Origin of the sequence: Thiocapsa sp., assembly GCF_035467215.1 — a bacterium.
In the GTDB taxonomy this organism is placed as follows: Bacteria; Pseudomonadota; Gammaproteobacteria; order Chromatiales; family Chromatiaceae; genus Thiocapsa.
In genome coordinates, this window is record NZ_DATITZ010000236.1 from 1 (window position 1) to 10,893 (window position 10,893).

Consider the following 10,893-nt stretch of genomic DNA (forward strand, 5'->3'; position numbering starts at 1 on the left):
ACCTTGGTCACCGTGCCGGTGCGGTGGGGACTCAGCTCGCGATGGAGCCGCTCGGCCTCTTCCTTCTTCTCGATGCGGGTCTCGCCGTCGCGGACATAGCGGGCGTCGAAACGCGCGGAATCCTCGGCGACCAGGTGCGCGACCAGCTCGTAGAAAAACGCCTTGGTGAAGCTCGCGATCGCCTGATCACGGGCGACGATCATCGCCAGGGTCGGCGTCTGCACCCGGCCGATGGTACAAAGCACGCGGTTGTGCACCGTGTAGGCCCGCGTAAGGTTCATGCCGATCAGCCAATCCGCCTGAGCACGGGCCCGCGCGGCATCGGCCAGATGATCGTAGGCTTTGCCCGGGCGGAGCGCCCGGAAACCCTCGCGGATCGCCTCGTCGGTCAGACTGGAGATCCAGAGCCGGTCGAACGGCTTTCTGCAGCGGGCGTGCTGATAGATGAGGCGAAAGATGTGCTCGCCTTCGCGCCCGGCATCCGTCGCGCACACCAGACGCTCGGTGTCGGGTGCCGTGATCAGTGCCTTGACCAGCTTGAACTGGGCCGCGGTCTGCTTCGATGTCTTGAGCTTCCATGCTTCGGGGATCATCGGGAGCTGGCCTGCAGACCAACGCGCCGCCCAGTCGACACCCTTCACCTCGCCGTACTCATCCGGCTCGGCAAAATGGATCAGGTGTCCGATCGCCCAGGTGACCCGATAGCCATTGCCTTCGAGAAACCCCTCGCCCTTGCGACGCGCACCCAACACCCGCGCAATATCGCGGGCAACGCTCGGCTTTTCCGCAACCACCACGATCGCCATCCAGATCTCCCTTCCAACCCGCCGCGTAGGTCGGATTAGAGCAGCGTAATCCGACAGCCGGCCTCGCGGCAAACCGCCGAAAGTCGGCCTCGGGTCCGATGGCCTACTTCTGCGTCAAGGCCACCACCCCGAGCAGCATAACGGCGGCGCCGATCAGCTTGATGACGACATGCTGCTCGTTGAAGAACCAACGCCCGAGGACGACGGAGAAGATTCCGGCAGTGCGTTTCACGGCCATGGCGTAGGAGGCCAACGTCAGGCTGAGTGCGATCTGGTCGGCGATGCGCATGAGCGCGAACAGCGCCCCGAGGACCAGCAGTGGGCGGATGCGACGGCGCGCCTGCGACGTGAAGATCTGCCGATAAAAACCCCGGTCGCGGAGGCTGAAGAGGACGAAGATGACTAGCGGATTGACGAGCGCGACGATCACCGCGAACGACAGCGGATCGCTCAGTTGGATGCCGATCCGCCCGACCACGCTCGCGGCGGCGAAGCAGGCGGCAGCAATGAGCCCCAGAACGCTGCCCGGGTCCGTCACCAGTCGCTTGAAGGGGAGGTACCAGCGCACCTCGTGATCGCCGAGACTCAGGATGTAGCCCCCGCCCACCAACAGGACCACACCGATCAGCCCGACCGACGCCGGCAAGGCGCCGGTGATGAGCCATTCGATCAGGATCGCGAACCCCGGCGTGAGCGTCATCAGGGGTCCGACCAGCGAGACCTCGGTCTTGTGCAGCGCCGCGTTCAACGCCCATCCGCCGAATGCCGATAAGATGCCCCCGCTGAGGACGGCCATGAGATAGGCCGGCTCATGGAAGGGAAAGTCGCGATACCAGAGGATCAGCGGCAGTGTGATGAGCAGGCTGCTGAGGTTGACGTAAAACGTCAGGACCTCGGTCGAGAAGTCGAGGCTGAGATGTTTGGTGACCGCGAGGCGAGAGGCGTGAAAGAAGGCCGACGCCAGCGAGAAGAGGATCCAGAGGTGGGCAATATCGGAGAAATCCATCCGCGGTCATGCCCAACCGGTGCTCGGGTCGACGAACCGCTTGAGCTGACCGAAACGGATGTCCGGATCATCGCCCTGGATGCGCTGATTGAGCTCGGCGAACGCGCGCTGGAACCGGCCTCGACGCTGCCAGCTCTCGACGCTCAATCGACCCTCGCCACGCAGGATCCGCACGCTGGGAACACCGCCGAGCCCGAGCAGACCGGCCCCGCCGATGCCCGAGAAGAGCTTCGGCTGGATGGTCAGGTGCACGACCCCGGCGTCGTTGAGCACTGCCCCGAGGCGGTTGCGCGCGGGGGCATGGAGATTCAGGGCGTAGCAGGGCTGATTCAGTGTCATGAGATCCATGCGCCGACGCGCGTCGCTCCGCTCCAAGCGGCGAGCGGTCGACGCGGGAAGGTCTCGAAGCGCCAGGGACATCTCGCGCAGCCCGGCCCGAATCCGGGCGGACACCGGCAGCGCGCCGAGACCGCGCGCGATATCGGCATCGGTGCGGAGCGCATGGCGATGCCAAGGCGACGGCGGTCGCCGATGCCCGGTGAAGACCTCGAGCAGATCGGCTGCCAGCGACTCGAGGCGCAGATGCAGACGCCGGATGAGATCCTCGAACGCGGGATCGCCGAGCACCTGCCAGCCGGGTAGCTCGATCAGGCAGCCGAGCGGCCGGTCGCCGCGGATCGTCAGCCGCTCGTCGGGCATCGCCAGCCGGGCACCCGGGATGCCGAGGTCGAATCCGGCCAGCGAGGCATGAATCAGCTGCGCACCCAGGAAGGCGAGCGGGTCGATGGCTTGACGGCGCAGCCGGACATCCGCGACGGCGCCGAATCGCCCGGCGCGCTCCAACGGCTTCAAGGTCTCGCCGCTCCAGTAAAGGAGATGCAGATGAAACTGTTTGGCCGCCTGCACGCTCTCGCGATCGTGCGTGTTGGGGTCGCAGTTGAGCGCGAGATGCAGCTCGCCGTCGTCCAGATCGAAGCGGCGTATCACATCCGGGTCGGAGACGAAGCGCACGAAGGCAAGCCCGGTCCGCCAGAGGACGCGGCCGGTGATGGGCTCCACGGCGCAGGGTGTGGCCTTCGGAGGATCCGAGATTTCCGACACCATGAGGTCGAAGAGGCTGTGGGGCGACGCCTTGTCGATCAGGGCCAGCCGGTCGCCGTCGCAGAGGATCTCCCCAATCGTGCGGCGGGCGAAGCGTCGCTCCGGGTCGGGATGCTCGACCTCGGTGCGGGTCAGCGCATACTCGGCCGGCGGCCCCGGGATGCGCAGATGATCCCAAGCGACGCGCATCCGGTCCAGACCGCGGGGATAGAGCGCCGCGAACCGATCAGGTCGCATCGACACCGTCCGGGCAGACACACAAGACCAATCCCATCGCGCCGATCATGGGGTCACCGAGGAGCGCGTGGCTCGTGGCAGCGTTCGAAGGTCGCGCACCACATCGGCGGCCAGCAGGGCCGCCAGTCGGTTGAATGCCTCGGCCATCGCGTCCGGCGTGTCGCCCTGCACCTCGACCTCTGCCCGGTAGCTGCGGTCCCAGACGGAGCGACGGTCGTCGGCGCGCACCAGGGCCAGGTTGAGCGCGCCGACCACCCGCGGTGGCGTCGCCGTCGGCAGATGCTCGAAACGCTCCACCTCGCCGCCGAGCAGGTAGTCTGCACGGACACGGTCGGCCGGGATCAAGGCGAACTCGAAGACCTGCGCATGCCGCACGGCACGGACCAGGTTGCGCGAGAGGGCGCGCGGTACAGGGTCGGCCCAGAGGAGGTCGTCGTAGCGCTGCACCTGCAGAGGCTCGGCCTCGGTGCGGAAGACGATCTGTCGCCCGCCGAGGAAGCCGCGCGCTGCCAGATCCGACACCAGCAAGGTGCCCGGCAGCGCCGCGCCGGCCGGGGACTCCAACGGCTCGGGGTCGAGCGAATAGAAGAGGTCGGGCCGCATGGGCGCGGGCGAGCCGCAACCGCTCACGACCAAGGTGAGGATCAGGGCCGGAAGGACATGGGGCAAGCGTCGAATAGCGATCCTATCGGACATAGGGCGTTGAAATGGCGTCGTCAATCGTTTCAGCGACCGTTTCGAGCGCGTTGAAAGGCGGCTCGAGATCGTCGACGCCTGATACGGGAGATCGACCCTCAGCGGAACCAAGGTGTCTGCTCCTCTTGCTCGCGGCGTTTGATGATCAGGGTCGGATCGCCGCGCAGGTCGCGCGCGAGCGCCGACAGATTGCGGCTCGCATCCTCGATGTTGGTCAAGATGGGGGTCAAGGCGGCGGAGAGTGACTGCAGCAGGAACTGGGTGTCGTCGAGCGAGCTCTGAATGGCCGGGCGGTTCTCGTTGACCAAGCCCCGGATGTCCACCGCGAGATCGCCGTAATCGGCCACCGCGCGCCGGATGTCCTTGGTACTGCCGGTCATGTCGCCGGTGATGAGCGCGAGGCTCGCGGACATTTCCTCCACCGAGCCGAGGATGGCGCCGATCGCATCCGGATCGACCGCGGTGACGAGGTTCTCCGACAGAAGCCGGAGATTCTCGAATGCCCCCGCAAGGCGATCGCGATTCTCGCCTTGGTCCTCCCCGGTGCCGATCAGCAGCTCGATGGTCTTGACCTGGTCGCGGATGCTCGCGAGCGTCGGGGCGATGCTGTCCTCGACCACGATGCGGACCGTCTCGGTGAGCGAGACGAGCCGCTCGGTCAGGTCGACATCGGGGGGCTTGGCGTCGATGACGGCCCCGTCGGCATAGAGATCCGCGGAGCTGCCGGGCCGAATGCTGATCGCCTCCCCCTTCAACAAACCCAGCGGCGCCAACTGCGCCTGACTGCCTTTGGGAATCGGCCAGTTGTCGCGGATCCGCAAGGTCGCGCGGAAACAAGGCAGGGTCGGCGAGCGCGCCGGCATGTCGGCAGACGGCACCGGGCAATGGAGCCGATGGGCATCGGCGCTCGGAAAGACCGGCTCGACCCGCTCGACCAGACCGATGACATAGCCCTCTTGGACGACCTGCAGCCCGGCGTCGAGTCCATCGGCATCGGGAAAATACGCCTGTAGTCGGTAGGTCTTCCCGAACAGACCGGGAAGAACCAGGGTGAACGCAGCCACGGCGAAGGCTGCCATCGCAATCACGAAGATGCCGGCGAACAGAAGATCGCGACGCTCGGCCCGCGCCCGCCGCTTGCCCGGCGCGCCGATCTCGGGCGGGGAATAGAGCCGATCCAGCCGGCGATCTGCCGGGCTCGGGACATCGGTCATGGATGTCTCCACGAGGCTGCGCGCAGCTCCAGACGGGTCGCGCCGGCGGATTCGAGCGCCTGCGGCGTGCCCTCTAACAGGAGTTGGCCGCGCTCCATCACGGCAATCCGATCGGCGGCTCCGGCCAAGGCATCCGGGACGTTGTCGGTCGCAATCAGGCTCAGGGTGCCGTTCTTCCTCAAAGTCTGCAGGACCCCCAAGGTCTCGCGGGGGACAGTCGGGTCCAGTCCATCCGAAAGGCCGTCCCAGACCAGCAGCTTCGGCCGATGGATGAGTGCACGCGCCAGCTCCACACGCCGCTGTTGGCCCAATGAGAGTGCGCGCGGCATGTGATTCTCCAGTCCGTCCAGCCCCAGCAAGGTCATCACCAAGCGCGCCGCCCGTGCCATGTCATAACGAGTCATGGGTGCGCTGCGCAGGGGCAGCAGAAGGTTGTCGAGCACACTGTAGTCGGAGAGCAGCGAGCCGCGCTGCAGCACCGCTCCGATGTCGCCGCGTAGACGCACCATCGCGGCCTCGCCGAGCCGACTCAGATCCTGTCCCAGAACCTCGATTGTACCCGCCGAGGGCCGATCCAGTCCCAAGATCAACCGGGTCAAGAGGCTCTTGCCTGCTCCGTTCGGCCCGCAGATCAGCAGCCAAGCACCCTCCGGCAGCGAGAGCCGGATGTCGTCGAGCGCCATGCGTCCGCCGACATGCTGGTAAACCCCGTCGAGCACCAGTGCCGCAGTCATGGCACCCACAGGGGCCGCCGTCGCCGCGCAAGGTCATGGCCTGCGCCACCGGCACACCGTACGGTCTCGCTGCAGGCCGGAGGCCGGAGGCTGGCGGCTGGCGGCTGCTGCATCACGCCCGCAGAAACAGAATATATAGAAGGTCCATCACCAAGATCGCCGACACGGCCCCGATCATGGTCCTTGTCGCGGCCCGCGAGATGCCCTCCGGGTTGCGCCCCGCGCCTGTGCCGTTGACCGTCGCGATCAGGGCGATCAAGAGCGCGAACAGCAAGGGCTTCACCAACGCCTCGACGAGGGCTCCGACGCTGAGCGCTCGGATCAACGACTCGAAGAGCAGCGCAGGGGAGATCCCCGCTATCGTCCACAACCAGGCGCCGGCCGCCGCAAAGGTGACCAGCGTCCCCCAAACCACGAAGGCGAAGCTCATCAGCAACATCGCCAGCAGGACCGGACCGGCGGTGAACTGGACGGGGTGGATGCCGCTTGCGAGCAGTCCGTCCATCTCGCCGGTCACCGTCAGTGTGGCCTGTCGAACGGCCAGCGCGACACCGGCCCGACCCGCTACCAGGATCCCGACCAGGATCGGCACCAGTTCCATCACGGTCGCATAGGTCAGTGTCAAGACGACAAGCCCGGGTAGATCGAGCTCCGTCAGGATAGACTCGATCTGATGGCCGAGGATCAAACCGAGGGAAGCGGTGACCAAGGTGATGGCCGGAAGAATGGAGAGCCCGGCCTGACGCAGGGATGCGGCGAAGGCCGGCATGTCCAGGCGTGCTCGGCCGAGCAGGATCTTCAAATACAGGCCGAGACAGCTCGCAAGGGCGATGGCGGCGAAGCCGATCTCCTCGATCCAGCCGGTCGGCCCGCTGAAGGGCCCCCTGTGCCTGTCCTCGACTCCCATCACGCCTGACCGGGTCCCCGTGCAGATTGGACATTCATCTTAAACCTCGGGCGCCGCAGCGCTCCATCTCAGATGAGCGCCCCGTAAGGGCCGGGCGCCTTCGGTTATACTCGCGACTTCATTTCGAACGCGCTTCTCGGACGGCGACACCATCATGCTGGATAAGAACTACGACCCCCAAACCCTCGAGAAAAACTGGTATCGCCTCTGGGAAGAGAAGGGCTATTTCGTCCCGGCCGACCAGACCGGAAGCACCCGGACCGAAGGCGCGGACGGCGGAGCCTATTGCATCATGATCCCGCCGCCCAACGTGACCGGCAATCTCCACATGGGGCACGGGTTCAACAACACCATCATGGACACGATGGTGCGCTATCACCGCATGAAGGGCGATCGCACCCTCTGGCAGCCGGGCACGGACCATGCCGGGATCGCGACCCAGATGGTCGTCGAGCGCCAACTGGAGGCCGCCGGCCGAACCCGTCACGACCTCGGACGCGATGCCTTCATCGAGCGCGTCTGGGAGTGGAAGCAGGAGTCCGGCGGCAACATCACCCGCCAGCTGCGCCGTCTCGGCTCCTCGCTGGACTGGCAGCACGAGCGCTTCACCATGGACGAGGGGCTCTCCAACGCGGTGCGCGAGGTCTTCGTGCGTCTGTTCGAAGAGGGGCTGATCTATCGCGGCAAACGCCTGGTGAACTGGGACCCGGCGCTGCACACGGCGGTCTCCGACCTCGAGGTCATCTCGGAGGAAGAGTCCGGCCACATGTGGGACATCCGCTACCCGTTGGCGCTGCCGCCCGGCGCGACGGGCCCGACGCATTTGGTCGTCTCCACCACCCGCCCGGAGACCCTGCTCGGCGACTGCGCCGTGGCCGTCAACCCGGAAGACCCGCGCTACAGACACCTGATCGGCGAATTCGTCGAGCTGCCCCTGACCGGGCGGCGCATCCCCGTCATCGCCGACGAGCACGCCGATCCGGAGTTCGGGACAGGCTGCGTGAAGATCACGCCCGCGCATGACTTCAACGACCATCAGGTCTGGCTGCGCCACCGCGACGAGACCGGGATCGCCGATCAGCCGCACGGCGGTCTGATCAACATCCTCACCCCGGATGCCGCGATCCGCGCCAACCAGCCCGAAGAAGGTGCGCTGCTGCCCGCCGCCTACGTCGGGCTCGACCGCTACGAGGCCCGTAAGCTGATCGTCGCCGATCTCGACTCGCTCGGCCTGCTCGCCGCGGTGAAGGAGCACCGGCTCCAGCAGCCGCGCGGCGACCGCTCGGGCGCCGTCATCGAGCCCTATCTGACCGACCAGTGGTACGTGCGCGTCGCCCCGCTGGCGGAGCCGGCCATCGCCGCGGTCGAGGACGGGCGCATCCGCTTCGTCCCGGACAACTGGAAGAACACCTACTACGACTGGATGCGCAACATCCAGGATTGGTGCATCAGCCGCCAGATCTGGTGGGGGCACCGCATCCCGGCCTGGTACGACGTGGAAGGCAACGTCTATGTCGGCCGCTCGGAGGACGAGGTCCGCGAACGTCACGGCTTCGGCCCCGAGGTTGTACTACTCCAGGACCCGGACGTGCTCGACACCTGGTTCAGCTCCGCACTCTGGCCCTTCAGCACGCTCGGCTGGCCCGAGCAGACCGATCGTCTGAACGCCTTCTATCCGACCTCGGTGCTGGTCACCGGGTTCGACATCATCTTCTTCTGGGTCGCCCGGATGATCATGATGGGACTGAAGTTCATGGGTGATGTCCCCTTCAAGGACGTCTACATCCACGGACTGGTGCGCGACGCCCACGGCGACAAGATGTCCAAGTCCAAGGGCAACGTGTTGGACCCCATCGATCTGATCGACGGGATCGGACTCGAAGCACTGGTCGAGAAGCGCACCAAGGGCATGATGCAACCGCATCTGGCCGAGAAGATCGCCAAACAGACCCGCAAGGACTATCCCGACGGCATCCCCGGCTTCGGCACCGATGCGCTGCGCTTCACCTTCGCCGCACTCGCCACCACCGGGCGCGACGTCAAATTCGACCTGGGCCGGATCGAGGGTTACCGCAACTTCTGCAACAAGCTGTGGAACGCCTCGCGCTACGTGCTCATGAACACGGAGGATCAGGATTGCGGCCAAGCCATTGATGAGTCGGGCGGCGAGCTGGAGCTGTCCGCGGCAGACCGCTGGATCCGCGCCCGTCTCAACGCCACCACGGCCACGGTGACGGACGCCATCGAAGGCTACCGCTTCGATCTCGCCGCCCAGGCGATCTACGACTTCACCTGGAACGCCTTCTGCGACTGGTATCTTGAGCTGTCCAAGCCGGTGCTCACCGGCACGAGCGCCAGCGATGCCGCCAAGCGCGGCACCCGCCGCACACTGGTCGAGACCCTGGAGACACTGCTGCGGCTCGCCCACCCGATCATGCCCTTCATCACGGAGGAGATCTGGCAGAAGGTCGCGCCCCTGGCCGGCGCTCAAGGCGAGACCATCATGCTCGCGCCCTACCCCGTCGCCGACGCGGGAGCCGATGATCCCGAGGCCGTCGCCGAGATCGAGTGGGTCCAGCAGGTCATCCTCGGCGTACGCCGGATCAAGGGCGAGATGAACATCGCGCCCGGCAAGCCGCTCCCGGTCCTGATCGCCAACGCCTCCGAGCAGGACAAGACCTGGCTCGCCGTCGCCCGGCCCTACCTGGATTTCCTCGCCCGGATCGAATCCGTCACCCTGCTCGAGGACGAGTCGAGCGCGCCCGAATCCGCGATCGCACTCGTGGGCAACATGAAGCTCCTCATCCCCATGGCCGGACTGATCGACAAGGACGCCGAGCTCAAACGCCTCGATAAGGAAATCGGTCGCCTGACCGACGAGATCGCCCGCATCGGTCAAAAGCTCGCCAACCCGAGCTTCGTCGACAAGGCCCCGGCCGCCGTCGTCGACAAGGAGCGCGCACGCCTCGCCGAGCAGTCCACGGCGATCGGCAACCTGCAGGCGCAGCGGGAGAAGATTGCGGGGCTGTGAGCCGTGTCGCCGGTCGGGAAGGCGATGAATCGGCCGGACAACGAAAAGCTCGAATGAGGGCGTGGCCCACTCCTTGTGGACGAGGGCATGCTGTGGCATGGTCGAAGTGCACAGAAGGCCACGTCCGTTCGGGTACTCATGACCGAATCAAGGATTCTCGGGACCAATTTCGCCCAGCTCGAAGCGCATGACGAGCAACTCCGCCAAGCGGGCTGGATCGCCGATTCAGCCGTGCTTCGCCATTCGAAGGGGGCGCGCCCCGAGAAGGGCAAGAACCTCGCAATCGCCGAGTGGCCCACGGCATCCGGAGCCGCAGACTATGCGCTCTTCGTCGGCCTGATGCCGCTCGGGACGATCGAGGCGAAACGCGACAATCTCGACGTCTCCGGCAGCCTGCAACAATCAAAGCGGTACAGCCGCGACTTCGCGCTTCCCGAGGCGTCGATAGCCCCCGGCGGTCCTTGGGGCGAGTACCGGCTGCCCTTCGCCTTCTCCACGAACGGGCGCCCTTATCTACGCCAGCGCGAAACGCGCAGCGGCATCTGGTTTTGCGACCTGCGTCGACCCGAAAACCTCGGTCATGCGCTCGACGGTTGGTACACCCCGGATGGGCTCATCGCGCTGCTCAAGCATGACGAGGAACGCGCCAACGCCGACCTCCAGGCTCAAGCCTTCCTATACGGCTTTTCGCTGTATCCCTTTCAGATCGCCGCCATCCAAGCGGCTGAAAAGGCCGTCGCGCAGGGTCGCCGCCTGATGCTGCTGGCGATGGCGACCGGCACGGGCAAGACCAAGACGAGCATCGCGCTCATCTACCGTCTACTGAAGGCCCAGCGGTTCCGGCGCATTCTCTTCCTTGTGGACCGTTCTGCCCTGGGCGAGCAGGCCGCCAACGCCTTCAAAGACACCCGAATGGAAAGCGTCAGACCTTCGCCGACATCTTCGGTATCAAGGAGCTGAAAGAGCAGCAGCCCGATACCGACACCGCGGCCCAGATCGCCCCCGTTCAAGCCATGGTTCAGCGTGTGCTCTATCCGGCCGAAGGCATGGCACCTACTCCCGTTGACCAATACGACTGTATCGTCGTCGACGAGTGCCATCGCGGTTATCTGCTCGACCGCGACCTGTCCGACATCGAGCTCGGCTTTCGCAGCTTCGAGG

At 65.9% G+C, this 10,893-nt stretch carries 9 protein-coding genes; 2 read left to right on the top strand and 7 right to left on the bottom strand.

The annotated features are described in order from the left end of the window. From VLR48_RS13240 to VLR48_RS13270, 7 genes are all read right to left on the bottom strand, one after another. Nucleotides 1–806 (bottom strand): DNA topoisomerase (locus VLR48_RS13240; protein WP_325292247.1); only part of this gene is annotated, 806 nt, incomplete at its 3' end. A gap of 103 nt (nt 807–909) precedes the next feature. Beyond that, nucleotides 910–1,812: a DMT family transporter gene (locus tag VLR48_RS13245; RefSeq protein ID WP_325292248.1), complete on the bottom strand. Its 903-nt coding sequence runs from the start codon at nt 1,810–1,812 to the stop codon at nt 910–912. A 6-nt stretch (nt 1,813–1,818) separates the two neighbouring features. Further along, on the bottom strand, nt 1,819–3,150 hold the full coding sequence (locus VLR48_RS13250) for a hypothetical protein (RefSeq protein WP_325292249.1): 1,332 nt from the start codon (nt 3,148–3,150) through the stop codon (nt 1,819–1,821). 45 nt (nt 3,151–3,195) lie between these two features. Beyond that, entirely contained in the window at nt 3,196–3,819 is a 624-nt protein-coding gene (locus VLR48_RS13255) for an ABC-type transport auxiliary lipoprotein family protein (protein WP_325292250.1), read from the bottom strand. 125 nt (nt 3,820–3,944) lie between these two features. Beyond that, nucleotides 3,945–5,060, bottom strand: a complete 1,116-nt coding sequence (locus VLR48_RS13260; RefSeq protein WP_325292251.1) for an MlaD family protein — start codon at nt 5,058–5,060, stop codon at nt 3,945–3,947. Continuing rightward, the gene (locus VLR48_RS13265) at nt 5,057–5,794 is read right to left on the bottom strand and encodes an ATP-binding cassette domain-containing protein (protein ID WP_325292252.1); all 738 of its coding nucleotides are present in this window, start codon (nt 5,792–5,794) and stop codon (nt 5,057–5,059) included. The genes VLR48_RS13260 and VLR48_RS13265 overlap by 4 nt, the downstream gene beginning before the upstream one ends. Before the next feature lie 112 nt (nt 5,795–5,906). Continuing rightward, on the bottom strand, nt 5,907–6,701 hold the full coding sequence (locus VLR48_RS13270; protein WP_325292253.1) for an ABC transporter permease: 795 nt from the start codon (nt 6,699–6,701) through the stop codon (nt 5,907–5,909). 154 nt (nt 6,702–6,855) lie between these two features. On the opposite strand from VLR48_RS13270, the gene VLR48_RS13275 reads away from it, so the two are divergent. Together VLR48_RS13275 and VLR48_RS13280 are read left to right on the top strand one after the other, a co-directional pair. Continuing rightward, on the top strand, nt 6,856–9,732 hold the full coding sequence (locus tag VLR48_RS13275) for a valine--tRNA ligase (RefSeq protein WP_325292254.1): 2,877 nt from the start codon (nt 6,856–6,858) through the stop codon (nt 9,730–9,732). Between the two features lie 138 nt (nt 9,733–9,870). Next, on the top strand, nt 9,871–10,692 hold the full coding sequence (locus VLR48_RS13280; protein ID WP_325292255.1) for a DEAD/DEAH box helicase family protein: 822 nt from the start codon (nt 9,871–9,873) through the stop codon (nt 10,690–10,692). Nucleotides 10,693–10,893 lie beyond the last annotated feature (201 nt).